This window comes from Enterococcus sp. AZ050 (assembly GCF_051715085.1).
Classification (GTDB): Bacteria; Bacillota; Bacilli; order Lactobacillales; family Enterococcaceae; genus Enterococcus; species Enterococcus faecalis.
The window spans coordinates 48834-64195 of record NZ_JBIOTC010000002.1 but is presented as its reverse complement, the minus strand read 5'-3'; the positions used below and the strand labels follow the sequence as shown (position 1 = coordinate 64195).

The following is a 15362-nucleotide window of genomic DNA, read 5'->3' as shown; positions in this document are numbered from 1 at the left end:
AAAACAGAGGAGAGAACGAAAAAATGCTAACAAAAGAAGAAAAAAACAGACTTAAAAACATGATAAAAGAAAATAAAACATTTCATTATTCTTATGTTGATAGGTTAAGACAAGAAGTTCGATTTTACGTGAATCAATGCGGATCTGTCAGTAAAGCTAAAGAAAGTATGGAAATATTAACATTTCTCTATAGTCTATTCTCTGAGAAGGAATTACCTGAATGGTACACTACAACCGACCTCGAACATGATAAAAAAGCAATTGAACGATTGGAACAGTGGGCAGCGTAGCTGCTCCTTTCCAATGATAAAAGGTGCCAGTGAGAGGAGGAATTTCTATGGAAATAATCCGTTTATTTTTTGAGAATCTATATGATTTGATTAGTGTAGGGATTGATTTTCTGTTGTCGTTGGTTATTCGTATGATTGGTTGGCCAATACTACATGTGATGAAAGGGCTTAGTCAAACGCATGGAGTAGAAAGAATTTGTTATTTTCTGGCGTTTATTAGTTTGTGTGCGCTTCTTTTGACGGCGTTTTATTATTTTTGGATATATTTTGTGCCTATACTTATTTTTTTCGTGCCTCTCCTATCTGTATTGATGAAAGGATTACTTACAATAGCAGCTATAGTAATTGTGTATTTAATGCTTAAAAAGCAGTGTTTAAAAATAGTTAGAAAAAACAAGAATAAAATAAAGGTGTGAATTATATGTTATTACAAACAGATACTAAAGCAAATTCCTGGTTGGAAGAAAAACGATTGAAGCAAGCTTATATAGAATTAGAAGAAAATATTATGGAATTGGATGATGAAGAATTTTGGGAAGAATTACAATCAAAATATGACTTTACAAAGATTGAAGACATAAAAAAAGCTCAAGAAGAAACAAAGCAACGGCTGATTGAAGAAGAGGAAGAAGCAAAAAGATTAATAGCAATAGAAAATGAAATGTGGGAGGCTTATGAACGGCAACAAGAAGAATTTATTTACTTACAAGAAGAAATAGGAATAGCTATGGCTGAAACTAAGATTAGACAAAATATGGCTAAATAATCAAAAAATAGGAAAGAAGGAACTATAAATGATAAATAATGTGACATTAATTGGAAGAGCAACAAAAGATCCAGATTTACGCTATACAGCTAGTGGAATAGCTGTTGCAACGTTTACTTTAGCTGTAAATCGTAATTATAAAAACCAAAATGGTGATCGTGAAGCAGACTTTATCAACTGTGTGATTTGGCGTAAGCCGGCGGAGACGTTTGCGAACTATGTTAGAAAAGGAACGTTGGTTGGAATAGTAGGAAGAATTCAAACTCGATTTTATGAAAATCAACAAGGTCAGCGTGTTTATGTAACAGAAGTAATCGTGGAAAGTTTTCAGTTGTTAGAATCACGTTCTCAAGCAGAAGAAAGAGAACAAAGGACGTCAACGAATCAGAACCCATCTAATACTGTAGACAATATAGGCAATCATTCTTCAGCAGATAATCCAATGCCAAATGATGATCCATTTGATGGAAATCCAATAAATATTTCAGATGATGACTTGCCGTTCTGAGAGCTTTGTTAAGTAATGTTTTATGAAAATATAAATAGTCTTGCTCTATGCTACGCAGGCATGGAGCAAGAAATTATAGAGGGAAGAAGAAATGAGGAAACGACTAAATAAAATAGGCTTCTTTTTTGTTTCTTGTCTTAGCTTTCTTTTATTGACGGGCTGTAGCACACAAGAAATAATCGGTGGATTAACGCAAGAACTACACCAATCAATACAACAAATTGAGCAAAAACAAGCTTCTTCAGAAAGAGTAGCTGTAGACTTTGTTCGACATGTAGACGGTGATACAAGTGTGTTTCTTGTAAATGGCAAGGAACAAAAAGTAAGGTATTTGTTGATAGATACTCCTGAAACAGTAAAACTGAACACACCTGTTCAACCATTTGGTAAAGAGGCAAGTAATCGAACAAAAACATTGTTGAGTAATGCAAAAGAAATCCAACTAGAATTTGATGAAACGAATAAAACAGATCGCTATGGTCGATTATTGGCGTATGTGTTTGTAGATGGTCAATTGTTGCAGGAAACCTTAGTAAGTGAAGGGTTAGCAAAAGTCGCTTACGTGAAAAATAAAGAAGCAAAATACTTAGAACAGTTAGAAGAAAAACAAGCATTAGCGCAGCAACAACATTTAGGTATATGGAGTAACTAGTGCTAATAGATTGGATTTAAAGAAAAAACGGTACTTGTCATAAATGAACAAGTACCGAAAACAAAGGGATCAAAATAAAAAAGCTAACTATATTTTACTGAAAAAAGGACGTGAATACAAGATGAATAAACGATTGGTGGTCGCAATGATTTTATGTGGTATGTTAATGCAATTTTTACCGTTGTTGATTAAATTAGTTATTTTCTTTTTGTTATTTATCTATTTGTTTACTACTTGGGATGAGTATAAATATCAATGTTCAGTGAGAGAAAGAAGGGTGCAAAATGTTCAAAAATAAAATTACATCAAAAAAATTATTGATAATAGTAGTCCATGCAATTTTGTATGTAGGTGTTTGGTTTTTTGTAATAAAGTGTGATGAGTATTTATTTGAACAAAACTTGGATCAAGCCATACTAACAGTGAAAAAACGCGGCAAAATAGAAGATGTTATAGTTGAAAAGACTGATGCAAAGGGAGCGAAAAAGAAATATATTATAACATATTTACTTTCTGAAGAAACTGGCAATAGATATGTTAGAAGAACAATATATAGAGAGGCGTTCTCTAGTCGGAGAGTTACAGTTATCTATGAATGATAAATAAAATTTGTTTAAAAAGAAAGGAAATGCGGCATGAAACAAAATAAATCAGGTCCACATGTGAACCTAACAGCTCCACATGTGGAGGAAAAAGCACGAATTGATTGTTTAGTTTCTCGAGAAGTAAAAGAGATGTGGGAAGAAATTGTGGCAAAAGATAAAGAGATGAGCGAAAAGCGCTATTATCCTGCTCACACAATGGAACGAATGATTCGAGCAGATTATCAAATAATGAAGGCGTTTGGAACAGGAGGAAGGGAAAAGAATGGAAAATAAAAGATTTATAAAAATTCAAAAGCTTTTAGCTTTAGCGAATGATGCAAATGATGAAGAATCTATGAGCGCGTTAGCGAAAGCACAAGAGCTAATGCTTGCTTACGGAGTATCTGAGGAACAAGTATTTGACTATAAACAATTTTCTTTTGAAGAGAAAGTGGTTGATTTTGTTGTATATCAAGGAAAGCCACAGAAATGGCTATATCGATTAGCAGGAATTATTGCTTGGAATTTTCGAGTAAAGTTTTATTATGTAGCAGGAACACCTGTAGAATTACATTTTCTAGGAACGAAAACAGATGTAGAAATTGCGGATATTACGTTTCATTATGCAAAGGGAAGTATTGCATATAGTGCAAGGAGATTCATGCAACGGCCTGAAATCAAACGAAAAAGAAAGCGGAAATGGCAATTAAAACAAGATTATATTCAAGGTTATCTTGTAGGATTGCAGGAACAATTTGAGGAACAAGTAAAAACAAAAGGGTACGAAATGGCTTTACAAGTTCCAGAGCACGTGCAAAAAGAGTTTGATCAATTATCACTAGTGCCAGGAAAAGATACTTCTCATAAAACAAAAGACCTAGTAGCATTTCAGGAAGGCGTTGAAGAAGGGAAACAATTTAGTCAAAGAGAAAGATTAGTATAAGGAAAGAGTGAAAGCAACATGTTTATTTACGGCCGTGAGTGTGGCAACACGTTTGGTTGTACGTATTTTTTGCAAATTCGGAACGTAGAATTAACAGTAACGTTGATATGGAAGGGGGATTTTTTTGAATACAATGAAACAGAAGTGAAAGAAATAATTAATCAGATACCAGGGCTAACAGACACATTGAAGGTAGCAATCTATCAATATATTGAAAAAACAAATCAATTATTTTTTCTTTCCTACAAAGAAAAAGTAATTATGAGAGATTGAATTTTGGAAAAACATAGTATAAAATAATAAGAGATTTTCATTAAGAAGGTCATTATATTTCTCAATTTTGACGATGCTCTCTAGTTGATAGAGAGCTTTTTTATTTGGTATAAAAATTAGGAGAAAAGAATGATGAAAAACATTAAGCGAACAGCAGGACTTTACTTGTTTCACATACGCTTAGAAGAATTACAGGAAATAGAAAAGTTATATTTTTCAAAAAATATAGCAGCTAAAAAGATCATTGAGCAAGAAAAAGAAGCTTTGATGAATAAACAGGCATATATACTTTACCCAGTACAAACTTGGCAACTTTATTTTTATTCCAGGTATCGATTGAAAAGTCTGAGAATGAGTGTTTTAAAACAAAAAATAGAAAAAGCCAGAGCAATCGCTCTGGCCATTCCACAATTGTCACTGAAAGAAGCCTTCTTCAGTAACGTACTGATTATAGCATAAAAGAGGTGAAATTTTGAGTCTTTTTGATATTAAAGACTACACATTGCCACCGTTTGAATTTATTGATTGGCCGAAAACAAAAAAGGCTGTAGGGATTTTTATACAGACAATGAAAATCAATCGAGAACGAATGGGATTTACTGTCTATCCTCAGTTAACGAGTGAGTGTTTTTTAGTTGTAAAAAACGACCCAATCAGGGAAAAAGAGCAACAAGGACTTTCCTTATCTGAACATGAAAAAGAATACTTAAAAACAGAAGCATGTTTTACTCATGCATTTACCGCGATTATGCACCCGTATCGTCCAGAAATAACGGAACGACGACGGCGTGTATTTTTTTATCGTTATTTTTATGGACTATCTGTAGTTGCTGTGAGTGAACGGATTAACTATCAAAAAAATATTATTATTGATGATTCCAAAATGGCAATGCTTCAGTTTGCTTTGGCTTTAGATTTGTTGTTTTATCGCTAAATAACAACTTTTTGGCAACAAAGAAGCGACTCTCTGTAAACCTAATAATCGTTATACTTCTGGTACAAGCTTGAATAACGACCACAGCGCTGTGAGAAAGAGTTTTTCTCATGACAAAGCAACAATTAACGTTTTTAGATTTATTTTCAGGAGTTGGAGGCTTTCGATTAGGGTTAGAAAAAGCAGGACATCGGTGTATAGGTTTTTGTGAAATTGATGCCAAAGCAAGAGAAAGTTACAAAGCAATTCATAATACAGAAAATGAGGTAGAAATGCATGACATTACAACAATATCAGATGAATTTGTTCGAGGAATCGGACGTGTGGACATTATCGCAGGCGGATTTCCATGCCAAGCTTTCAGTGTTGCAGGAAAAAGAAAAGGTTTCAGAGATACTCGAGGAACTCTCTTTTTTGAAATTGCACGGTTCGCACATATTTTGCAGCCCAAGTATCTATTCCTTGAAAATGTTAAAGGACTCCTCAACCATGATTCAGGCGCTACGTTTGAGACAATCTTACGAACTTTGGATGAATTGGGGTATAACGTGGAATGGCAAGTGCTTAACAGCAAGAATTATGTCCCACAAAATAGAGAACGTGTCTTTATTATCGGACGTCTTAGAGGAGCAAGTACCAACCAAATATTTCCTATCACAGGAGAAGAAAGCCAAATTAATTTTAAATCAGCAAAAATAAATTCAAAAGGAAGAAAACAACAAGTTGTTGGTAATGTGAATCCAAGTGCTAGAGGAATGAACGGAAATGTATTTTCCTCGGATGCTATAAGTCCGACAATTACTTGCAATAATGGGGAAGGAAGTAAAATAATGGTTCCTACTCAATCAAAAACAACGCAGGTGGAAAAAAGAATTATTGTTGAAGGATTGTTAGACAATAAGTTTCGCTCTTCCTCAGCGGTTGTTTCAGTTAACGGGCTTTCTCCTACTCTTACAACGATGGGTGGCGGTGGCCAAGAACCTAAAATTTTGGTTCGAGAAGCAACAAAAGAAGGTTATAGTGAAGCTGGACCAGGTGATAGCATTAATTTTGCCTTTCCAAATTCAAAGAAAAGAAGAGGGCGCGTAGGTAAAAAATACGCACATACGTTGTTAACAGGTGATCAGCAAGCAGTAGTTACTGAAGATTTTCAGATAAGAAGACTTACTCCAATGGAATGTTGGCGACTACAAGCTTTTCCAGATGAAGCGTTTTTAGCAGCAAAATTTGGAAGTAGGAAGATAGCAAAAATTATTATTGAGAATAAGTTAGATCATTATCATTGTGAGTATGAGCAAAAAATGTCTGATAGTAGTTTGTATAAACAAGCGGGGAATTCAGTTACAGTGGCAGTGATATATGATATTGCTAAAAGGTTCTAAAAAGGACTTTTTAGCAACATTTTTCAAGATTTGTTAGAAAACCTTTCAAACAAATAATCAGTAAAGTAAAGGTATCAAGACTTGAATAATAAACGATTTAGGCCTAAATCATAAGGAGTAACTTATGATGGAATACAATACGATTTACTTTGAAGATTGTTTAGAAGGAATGAAAAAAATACCGGATGAATCAATAGATGCGATTATTTGTGATTTGCCTTATGGTACTACAGCTTGTTCCTGGGATGAGGTATTGTCCTGGGATAAGTTGTGGGAATCCTATTTGCGAATAGCTAAAAAAGATACCCCTATTGTTTTATTCGGGGCAGAACCTTTTTCTACTGCATTACGTATGAGCAATTTCAAACTTTATAAATATGACTGGTATTGGTTGAAAAATAATGTGACTGGTTTTACATTTGCGAAAACACAACCAATGCGTTGCATAGAAACGATTTCTGTTTTTTCAAAAGGAAGACCTAATTATTATCCGCAAGGCTTAATTCCCTTAAAAAATAAGCGTGTAGCTAGTCGATCAGAATATGATGATAATGTTTATTCTAGTAGGCTTTCTGGAAAGACCTACACACAAGAGGTAACAGGTTATCCTAACAATCTTTTGCGTTTTTCAAAAGATGCGACAAAATATACCATTCACCCTACACAGAAACCTGTAGCGTTATTAGAATATCTAGTAAAAACATACACAAAACCAGGAGAAATTGTTTTGGATAATTGTATGGGAAGTGGGACAACAGCGATTGCTTGTTTGAATACAGACCGACAGTTTATTGGTTTTGAAACGAATGAAAAATATTATAAACAGTCTTTGGAACGGATAAAAACCAATGTGACGCAAGTAGAATTGTTTTGATAAATAATTGACAACACGTACTGGGCGTACTATAATTGAAGTGTCAGGAGGTATAGTGCACATGCCAATGACAGTACGTAAGGCGGAACAGCTGTTAAATTCAATAGGATTTTTTGAAGTGAAAGGTGGTAAAGGTTCACATCGGAAGTTTGAAAAAGCTGGTGAAAGACCTATAACACTTCCTTCTCATGGAAAAGAATTATCGCGAGTTGTAGAAAGCAGTATAAAGAAAGCCTTGAAAAAAGCAGAAGAGGAGTAATACTCCTTTTCTGTAATATTGAAAGGGTGAAAATGACTAATGTTAAAAATTTATCCAGCAGTGTTCGAAAAAGATAAAGTAGGGTACGGCATTTATTTTCCTGATGTAGAAGGTGCAGTTACGCAAGGAGCGGATATTCAAGAAGGATTAGAAATGGCTTCAGATGTTCTTGGGATTCAATTATCTTGGAATGTAGAACATGGAATTGCGTTACCGAAAGCAAGTGATATAAATGATGTGAAAGTTAACAAAGAAACTCAGTTTGTGACATTGGTTACAGTAGATTTATCGGATTATTTACAGGATACAAAACCAGATAAAAAAACAATAAAAATTCCTCATTGGTTAAATGTAAGAGCGGAAAAAGAAGGAATTAATTTTTCAAGTACCATGAAAGAAGCTTTGATAGAAAAGTTAGGTCTTTGAAAACATTAAGCATAAAAAGTAGGTGAATGTTATGGATAACACAGCGTTAGCAAAATTTATTACTTCTTTAGGAAGTTTAAATAACTACGGAAGTACTGTTCTTCAGACAAAAAAAGCGTTGGATCAAAAGTCAGTAAAACCTCTTCGTCAGAACCAAGATGATATTGCTATTTTTACTGATACGTTAAAAGGAATCGCTGCAGTTAAAGAAATAGGTTTTAATACAGAAGGGATCATTGCGATTAATAAACAATTTGATTCAATTTCTGATGAACAGCCAAATATGCCAGGACATTTAAGAAATGCGTATTATAATTCGGATGATCAAATTGCGATTATTATTGATGAAGGAAGCCAAGATGCTTATTTTCCACCTGAAGTAATTAGTCGAACAGATTTGGATAACATTGTAAATGATTTTGAAGCTTCAGGAAAAAAAGAAGAAGATGCTTGGCGTGTTTTTGTACGTATTTCTAAGTTACAGCCTTTCCAAGATGGAAATAAACGAACGGCATTAATCGCTGCTAACGCAGCAATGAATACTTTTGAAAATGAAAACTATTTAACTTTACCGTTCAATGATTTAGATCGTGTTGATTTCACTACAAATTTAATGCGATATTATCAGGCTAAAACCCCTGAATCAGAAAACGAAGCATTTAAACGATTATTAAGTACGCTTCCTTCAAAAAAAGAAAGAGAACACGCGTTACGAGAACCAATTGAAGAAAAACAATTTGATCGTGCAAAGACGTATAAAATAAAGTCTCAACTTAGAAAAAGAAACATAGATAATAGATAGCCGATATGAAAAAATACTGAACCAGTAATTGATAAAGAAAATATTAACTAAAAAGTAAATGAATAACAAAAGGTGAATAAACATGGAATACTTTCAGCAAATAAAAACTTTTTTATGGAATGAAAAATTTGAAAATATTTGCGATAAATTAGTAAAGGGGAGTGTTGAAGTTGATTTAATACAAATAATGTGTTATATGCTGATGCCGTATATTTTAGGGATGTTATTATTCATAGAATTGTCATTGGTTAAGTTTATTAATTTATCGGATAACTTATTTTTAACAGGTGTGATATTTATTATATGTGTATGCGTTTTATGTATAGAAGTAGTTTTGCTTCTTGCATTATATCGGTTGAGTTTGAAACTGATAAAAAGTAAGCGTTTTGGAATATCATTATTACTAATTTTGAATTGTTTGATAGTGTTATATATGGTTTTGAGTTGGTTACAGATATTACTAACTTATATATTGAATTTTTTAGCCTATAATTTTTACTTTGTTAATAATAGCCATTTTTTATATGAAACTGGTAAATTTATAAGCATTTTATCAAAGTTAATATATATCTTTTTTTATTTAACAATAACATTAACTATTTTGAATGTGTTCTTACCAGAAAAGTTACAGTCTACAGAACTTTCTTTAAAACAAAGGTTATTTCGAATGGGTTTAAAAGTATTTTACCTATTTTTATTTGGAAGTATCTCGTATATATTTTCAATAATTAATAAAGAAAATTTTGGTACTATTTCAATATTTTCAACACTATTTACTTTTTTGTGTACACCGAAGATAGTTTTGAGAGTGTTTACAAACATAGATAATATTGAGAGGAAAAATATTTCTGAAAATATTTATATACAGTTTGAACGTATTAAATTTATGTTTTATATAATTATTTTGTCGTGGTCAATATCAATTTATATTTTTAATACTCAGGATATAGAAGTGTTTTTTTTGATATGTTTATTTATTTTTTTTATTATGGGAGTTGTTAGAGGGTTACTTGAAAAATATAGTAAAAAATTGTTTTCTTCTTGGATAGTTAATGATAAACAAAACTATCGCAAATGGAAAAGTAAAAACAATAGTTAGAAATATTTTTATTAATCAATATATAACAAGAAAGTTTTATTTATTGAGGTAACATTTATTTATCTTGATACGCTTTGTAGAGATTTAAACGAATGCAATGTAACTGATTTATACACATGAACAGAGAATTAAAAAAATAGTTCATTTAAGCTTATTTAGTGTACTATTTCTTTGTTGAATACGCTTACGTTTTGTTATATAATAACTGTATAATCATTATATAATTAAGGAGGACATATTTATGAAGAAGTGTATTATTTTTGTTTCTGTTGTTTTAGGATCGTTGTTTTTGTTTAATGATGTTTCTTTTGCAAATGAAGTTGATACTGAGTTTCAAGCAGTAAATTCAGCTATTTCTGTTGGTGCTGAAGATGCTATTAATTTTGAAGATCTTACTGAAGAAGAAGCAGATTATTTTTTGAGTAAAGGTTTTGATGAATCTGATGAGTATTTTTCTGTAGTTACGGTGCAATCTCCGTTAGATTCTACAGGTATAAATGCTAGAGCTGTCAATGTTGTTAAATTAACAGGTTCTACAAAAAAGGTTTCTAATACGCAATCTAGAACTGAATATATTATATCAGCATCACGTGCTCCTTTTATTAAATTGGATGCTGGCTTAGATATGGGTGGCAAAAAGACGGTTAGGTCCTCTGTTAATATTAATGGTGCTTATGTATATAAAGGTGGTATTTATGCTACTTATAAAGGTAAAAGTCAATATTTAGCTTATACTTTGAATATTCAATATAAGACGACTTGGGGTATAGGTACTGCGTCTAAAAAAGTAGGGGGATTAATAATTGGAGTTTAAGGAAGAGATAGATTTAATTGAGGGTTGGAAATTTAAAGCTAGTAATGGTTCTAATATCATTGTATCTTCGAATGAATTAGGATATATCGCGGTAATTTATGATAGTCATGAATTTGGAGATATTCAAACCTTATTATTTAGGATTAGTGGAAATTCTATTAAAATAAAAAGTTTTCCTTCGATATTTACTAGTGTAGATATTGATATAGATAATAAAGTGATATCTGTAAAGCTTATTTCTCAAGATTTTGTCCAATACAATGATTAGTGCATTTTTGCCCTTAAACTAGAAAAGGCGATAGATTGGGATTAAGAAGTTAATCTAGTACAAGCTATCGGCGCAGGACGAGAAAGGGCAAAAACGTATGAAGTCAAGTATAAATGTCTGATTGACCGAAGAGAAGGAATTTCTACCTTGACTTCATACGCTACATAACAGTTTATATGAACCAAACAGGTCAAAAACTTTTAAGTTTTTGAATTATTCGATTCTTATGTTTATTTTTTTATTTAAACAGGCTCAAAAACGTGTGGCCATGTAGTTGAAATACTATTATAAAATAAGTGAATGAAAAATTTAAAAAGTAACAAAAATTATAAAAAGAGGAACAAATATCGGATGTAAGGATTATGGGGAGGGCAGAAGGGGTAAGTGATAGATATGAAAAGAGGGAACTATTAAAAAAAATAGTTCCCTCTTTTTCTTAGTTATGTCGCTTGATTTAAAATGAAGTAAATAATTTTATTCATTTATGAGTAGGTTGTCAACGCTTATTTTTCAAAAGAGAAGTATACAAAAGACTACCTTTTTAGAATCACAGGTTGTTTTCTTGGCTTAAGATACTTTAAATAATTTTCCGTGAAATAGATAGTTAGGCTATATTTGATAAGCTGAGTATAAGACATCTTGAATCCTCCTATGAATTGGTTCGTCAAATTAATTCTAAAGGATTTCAAGTTCTTTTTGTTCTCAATGTTTATTCGTTTTTAGAGATACTAGAAGAGACTGAGACAAGTTTTTGCTCAGTCTCAAAAATTATAGAAACAAAAGAGAAGAAATTATAAACAGGTATAAAAAATTCTGTTATCTGATCGAAATTTTATTCGTTTTGTCATCTATTTCATTGGTAATTGTATTTGAAAAACGACTCCTCTAGGTTCCCAGTCTCTTACGGACAGCTTGCCTTTATGTTGAGTGATGATTTGTTTGGCAATTGCGAGACCAAGACCATAGCCACCAGTTTTTTTAGAACGTGAGCGGTCTTCGCGGTAGAAGCGTTCAAAAATTCGTTTTTTGTCTTCATCGTTGATAGAAGGGCCGTTATTTTTGACTTCAATCAGCCAATTATCGTTGGAGATTTCAGATTGCAGGACGATTTTTTCTTTAGCTTCTGTGTATTTTAGCGCATTGTCCAGTAGAATAACTAGAACTTGGTGGATACGTTTTTCGTCGACTATCACTGGTTGATCGGCAAAGTTTTCCAAGACAAAATATTGATCGTTTATTTCTGCAATTTTCTGGAAGGGCTGGGCTAATTGACGAATAAAGTCCTTGGGATTAACTGATTCTTTCTGCAGAAGCAACTGATTGGAATCGCTGCGTGCCAAGGTTAGCAGGTCTTCAGTCAGGCTTTTCATTCGCCGTGTTTCATTCAGAGCTTGAGCAATTGGTTCAGACTCTTCCAAGATGGTGTGATTGGGTCGGGTGAATAATTGCTGCAGGCTGTTTTGAATGATTGCTAGTGGCGTGCGTAATTCGTGAGAGGCATTTTCAACAAATTCCTGTTGTTTGCGCCATGAGAGCATGATGGGTTGCATATTCATTTTTGAAATGTAAAAGCTTATTCCAATCGAAATCAGCCAAAAGACGAGCATACAGATAACCAGTGTTGTTTTGAAAGTTTTCATGGAGTCTGCGATTTGATTGGTATTTGCTAAAAATTGAATATAGGCGATGTCTCCTCCTTTATCTGTTTTGATTGTATACGAATGAAAGAAAAGTTTTTGGCTAGAATAGCCTGCATTTTTTAAACTTAATGCTTGAACAGAATCGAGATTTTTCTTATCTAAGGTCAAATTTTCCAATTCAGTGAATCGCCCACCAATCGTGTCTTTGTTGAGAATCGTTCCTTCTTTTGACCATAAAATGACCTGAGTATTGAACTGATTATTACCTTCTGGTCCATTCTCTCTCAGTTGATTGCCCGGCATTTGTGCTAGAAAGGGATTGCTTTGTTGGTACCGGTTGATTTCCATTTGAATAAGATATTCATTTTCCGCCATTTGAGTTAGTGACAGGTCTGTTTGGCGGTAGGCAGATCTTTGTAGAAGCTGTAGAGTTATAAATCCTAATAATATGAAGATACTTGCAAAAGCGACTATATTTAAGAAGAAAAATTTTAATTGTTGTTTTCTTGATATTTCGGTATTCATAGCATTAATCCTTTTGTAAAATGTAGCCGACATTTCTCAGTGTTTTAAATAACTGATCTGCACCTGACGGCTTCAAATGTTTTCTTAAGTGACTCATGTACACTTCTACAACTGTAATGGTCGTATCAGAATCAAAGCCCCAAATCCGCTCGAAGATTTGCTCCTTTGTTAAAATCACGCCCTTATTTTGGATGAAATAAATCAAGAGATCAAATTCTTTTCCTTGAATTGATAAGATCTCATCGTCGATGATCACTTCTTTTGTCGCAAGGTTGCAGGTAATATTTTTATAGACGATTTGATTCTCAGAAAACAATCCTAAAGAACGCTTCAATAACGCTTTGACCCGCATAATCAGTTCTTCGCGATAAAAAGGTTTCGTCAAATAATCGTCTGCACCTTTTTGAAATCCAGTGATTTTGTCTTCTAGGCTATCTTTTGCAGTTAGAATCAGCACAGGGGTTTGGATATTTTTTTTCCGTAATTCTGCTAAGATTTCGTAGCCGTTTTTCTCTGGTAGCATCAGGTCTAGCAATATTAGATCATAAACACCAGTTTCTGCTTCAAATAACCCTTCTTCACCATCATAGATCTGTGTGATCTCACCTAAATCCGACAAGATTTCTTTTATATTATCTGAAAGTGTAGCTTCATCTTCTATTATTAAAAGGTTTATCATTGATTTTCTCCTTCTTCATCTATTACTTACTCATTTTACCACGCTTTCCTAAAACAACCTTAAAAACTTTTTTATCTCGTTTAAGCTTCGGTTAAGCCAACTTGCCTATTCTATAAACAAACAAATGAAGGAGGAACCAAAATGAACTATATCAAACGGGCGCTTCAAAGCCTTTGGGCAAAAAAAGGACGCAGTATCATTATGATCACCGTCTTTTCCGCCATATTAATTTTTGTATTAGCGGGGTTAACGATTCACAGCGGAGCTGAATTGGCGACCACGAATGCGAAAAAAAGTGTCGGGGCGACCGTCACCTTATCAACGAACCGAGAGGCAATGTTCAAACAGCAATCGAATTCAGATTCAGATGCCGAAAGTAGTCGTCCAGATCCAGGTAGTTTTGAACCTACATCCGTCAACTTGAGTGATGCGAAAAAAATCGCAGAATTAGCGAATGTTAAATCATATTCATTTGAAGCAAGTACTTCAGCGGATAAAGGCACCGGGATTACACCGATCTCAAGTGATAGTGAAGAGGAATCTTCGGATGAACAAACTGTTGGATTTGGTGGACAGAAAGCCCCCGATGGGATGAGTCAAGGGGATTTTCAAATTAAAGGTGTTTCCGAAAGTAATTCTTACAGTGATTTTTCGCTAGGAACAGCTAACCTAGTTGAAGGCAAGGCAATCACTTCGGATGATGAAGGGACTAATAATGTACTGATCGAGCAAAGTTTAGCGGAAGCAAACAATCTAAGTGTCGGGGATAAATTTAAGATTAAAGATATCGATGATAAAGATATTGAAGTTACTATTAAAGGTATTTACAAAACAAGTGATTCTAGCAACAGTATGAGTGCTCGCTTCAACTTTATGAATCCAGCGAATACGATTTTTTCTTCTTATACACTGGTTAACACCTTAACTGGATCGGAAGGAAAAACGATCGATTCGGCAGTGTATAACTTAGATGATCCCAAAGACATGGACAGCTTTGTAGAAGCAGCGAATAAATTGATCGATACGGATACATTCAGTTTAGAAACCAATGATCAAATGTATCAGCAAATGCTTCAACCATTGAATAATGTAGCAAGCTTTGCGAAGAATGTCGTGATTTTAGTAGCTGTAGCCGGAGTTATTATTTTAACCTTGATTATTATGCTGTCGATTCGTGAACGTAAATATGAGATTGGTGTATTACTTTCATTAGGTGAACCACGAGTCAAAGTTATTTTACAATTTTTCGTTGAGATTTTTGTTTGCATGATCTTCGCTTTAGGAATTGCTGCAGCTAGCGGAAATGTTGTTGGCAATGCAGTCGGCAATCAGTTGTTGAGTCAGCAAACAACTTCGCAAAGTCCAGATGGACAAGAAGCGAATACGGCAGGAAATAGAGGTCCAAATCAAGATAACCAAGGACAAGCACCTGATGGCGGAAACGGTGGTCCTAAAGGTGGTCAAATTGGAATCAATCCATTTACACAATCAAAAGAAATTAAAAAACTAAATATCTCAATGCAACCAACCGAAATTTTAAGTCTTGCAGGAATTGGGCTGGGGATTAGTTTATTCTCAATTGTCCTTTCATCAGCAAGAATTCTACGACTGAATCCGAAGAAAATATTGATTTCCTAATTAAAG

The 15362-nt window shown here is 33.5% G+C and carries 23 protein-coding genes; 21 read left to right on the top strand and 2 right to left on the bottom strand.

Features of this window, described 5'->3' with window-relative positions; translation table 11 throughout:
• Positions 1-23: 23 nt before the first annotated feature.
• From IGJ04_RS15100 to IGJ04_RS15005, 20 genes are all read left to right on the top strand, one after another.
• Positions 24-290 (top strand): hypothetical protein, encoded by a 267-nt coding sequence (locus tag IGJ04_RS15100; RefSeq protein WP_174115638.1) that lies wholly within the window; start codon positions 24-26, stop codon positions 288-290.
• Between the two features lie 47 nt (positions 291-337).
• The gene (locus IGJ04_RS15095) at positions 338-706 is read left to right on the top strand and encodes a hypothetical protein (protein ID WP_202579695.1); all 369 of its coding nucleotides are present in this window, start codon (positions 338-340) and stop codon (positions 704-706) included.
• A 5-nt stretch (positions 707-711) separates the two neighbouring features.
• Entirely contained in the window at positions 712-1056 is a 345-nt protein-coding gene (locus IGJ04_RS15090; protein WP_181953466.1) for a hypothetical protein, read from the top strand.
• Between the two features lie 28 nt (positions 1057-1084).
• Positions 1085-1564, top strand: coding sequence for a single-stranded DNA-binding protein (gene ssb / locus IGJ04_RS15085; RefSeq protein WP_431449845.1), 480 nt, complete (start codon positions 1085-1087; stop codon positions 1562-1564).
• A 91-nt stretch (positions 1565-1655) separates the two neighbouring features.
• Positions 1656-2216: a thermonuclease family protein gene (locus tag IGJ04_RS15080; RefSeq protein WP_431449846.1), complete on the top strand. Its 561-nt coding sequence runs from the start codon at positions 1656-1658 to the stop codon at positions 2214-2216.
• A gap of 43 nt (positions 2217-2259) precedes the next feature.
• Positions 2260-2514 (top strand): hypothetical protein, encoded by a 255-nt coding sequence (locus tag IGJ04_RS15075; RefSeq protein ID WP_438709831.1) that lies wholly within the window; start codon positions 2260-2262, stop codon positions 2512-2514.
• Positions 2501-2815 (top strand): hypothetical protein, encoded by a 315-nt coding sequence (locus tag IGJ04_RS15070; RefSeq protein ID WP_113851342.1) that lies wholly within the window; start codon positions 2501-2503, stop codon positions 2813-2815. Before IGJ04_RS15075 ends, IGJ04_RS15070 begins: the two co-directional genes overlap by 14 nt.
• Positions 2816-2851: 36 nt before the next feature.
• Positions 2852-3094 (top strand): hypothetical protein, encoded by a 243-nt coding sequence (locus IGJ04_RS15065; RefSeq protein ID WP_113851341.1) that lies wholly within the window; start codon positions 2852-2854, stop codon positions 3092-3094.
• Positions 3084-3743, top strand: a complete 660-nt coding sequence (locus IGJ04_RS15060) for a DUF2786 domain-containing protein (protein WP_431449847.1) — start codon at positions 3084-3086, stop codon at positions 3741-3743. The genes IGJ04_RS15065 and IGJ04_RS15060 overlap by 11 nt, the downstream gene beginning before the upstream one ends.
• Before the next feature lie 18 nt (positions 3744-3761).
• Positions 3762-4016: a hypothetical protein gene (locus IGJ04_RS15055; RefSeq protein ID WP_014862514.1), complete on the top strand. Its 255-nt coding sequence runs from the start codon at positions 3762-3764 to the stop codon at positions 4014-4016.
• Positions 4017-4148: 132 nt separating this feature from the next.
• A complete protein-coding gene (locus IGJ04_RS15050) occupies positions 4149-4475 on the top strand; it encodes a hypothetical protein (RefSeq protein ID WP_431449848.1) in 327 nt (108 codons plus the stop codon).
• Between the two features lie 13 nt (positions 4476-4488).
• Positions 4489-4950: a transcriptional regulator, ArpU family protein gene (locus IGJ04_RS15045; protein WP_113844424.1), complete on the top strand. Its 462-nt coding sequence runs from the start codon at positions 4489-4491 to the stop codon at positions 4948-4950.
• Between the two features lie 110 nt (positions 4951-5060).
• On the top strand, positions 5061-6332 hold the full coding sequence (locus tag IGJ04_RS15040) for a DNA cytosine methyltransferase (RefSeq protein ID WP_113844425.1): 1272 nt from the start codon (positions 5061-5063) through the stop codon (positions 6330-6332).
• Positions 6333-6456: 124 nt separating this feature from the next.
• Positions 6457-7206 carry a DNA-methyltransferase gene (locus IGJ04_RS15035; RefSeq protein ID WP_113844426.1) on the top strand — a complete coding sequence of 250 codons (750 nt, stop codon included), beginning with the start codon at positions 6457-6459 and terminating at the stop codon, positions 7204-7206.
• Between the two features lie 61 nt (positions 7207-7267).
• Positions 7268-7465, top strand: coding sequence for a type II toxin-antitoxin system HicA family toxin (locus IGJ04_RS15030; protein WP_170965540.1), 198 nt, complete (start codon positions 7268-7270; stop codon positions 7463-7465).
• Between the two features lie 39 nt (positions 7466-7504).
• Positions 7505-7891, top strand: coding sequence for a type II toxin-antitoxin system HicB family antitoxin (locus IGJ04_RS15025; protein WP_172689726.1), 387 nt, complete (start codon positions 7505-7507; stop codon positions 7889-7891).
• Between the two features lie 31 nt (positions 7892-7922).
• Positions 7923-8693: a Fic family protein gene (locus IGJ04_RS15020; protein ID WP_438840380.1), complete on the top strand. Its 771-nt coding sequence runs from the start codon at positions 7923-7925 to the stop codon at positions 8691-8693.
• 82 nt (positions 8694-8775) lie between these two features.
• Positions 8776-9792 carry a hypothetical protein gene (locus IGJ04_RS15015; RefSeq protein WP_431449851.1) on the top strand — a complete coding sequence of 339 codons (1017 nt, stop codon included), beginning with the start codon at positions 8776-8778 and terminating at the stop codon, positions 9790-9792.
• A gap of 241 nt (positions 9793-10033) precedes the next feature.
• Positions 10034-10606, top strand: coding sequence for a hypothetical protein (locus IGJ04_RS15010; protein WP_431449852.1), 573 nt, complete (start codon positions 10034-10036; stop codon positions 10604-10606).
• Entirely contained in the window at positions 10596-10874 is a 279-nt protein-coding gene (locus IGJ04_RS15005; RefSeq protein ID WP_431449853.1) for a hypothetical protein, read from the top strand. Before IGJ04_RS15010 ends, IGJ04_RS15005 begins: the two co-directional genes overlap by 11 nt.
• Before the next feature lie 848 nt (positions 10875-11722).
• Here IGJ04_RS15005 and IGJ04_RS15000 read toward each other — a convergent pair.
• Both IGJ04_RS15000 and IGJ04_RS14995 read right to left on the bottom strand, forming a co-directional pair.
• Positions 11723-13039: a sensor histidine kinase gene (locus IGJ04_RS15000; protein ID WP_431449854.1), complete on the bottom strand. Its 1317-nt coding sequence runs from the start codon at positions 13037-13039 to the stop codon at positions 11723-11725.
• Positions 13040-13043: 4 nt separating this feature from the next.
• The gene (locus IGJ04_RS14995) at positions 13044-13718 is read right to left on the bottom strand and encodes a response regulator transcription factor (RefSeq protein WP_207492792.1); all 675 of its coding nucleotides are present in this window, start codon (positions 13716-13718) and stop codon (positions 13044-13046) included.
• A 141-nt stretch (positions 13719-13859) separates the two neighbouring features.
• Here IGJ04_RS14995 and IGJ04_RS14990 point away from each other — a divergent pair, with 141 nt between their 5' ends.
• On the top strand, positions 13860-15356 hold the full coding sequence (locus IGJ04_RS14990; RefSeq protein WP_438840379.1) for an ABC transporter permease: 1497 nt from the start codon (positions 13860-13862) through the stop codon (positions 15354-15356).
• Positions 15357-15362: the final 6 nt, after the last annotated feature.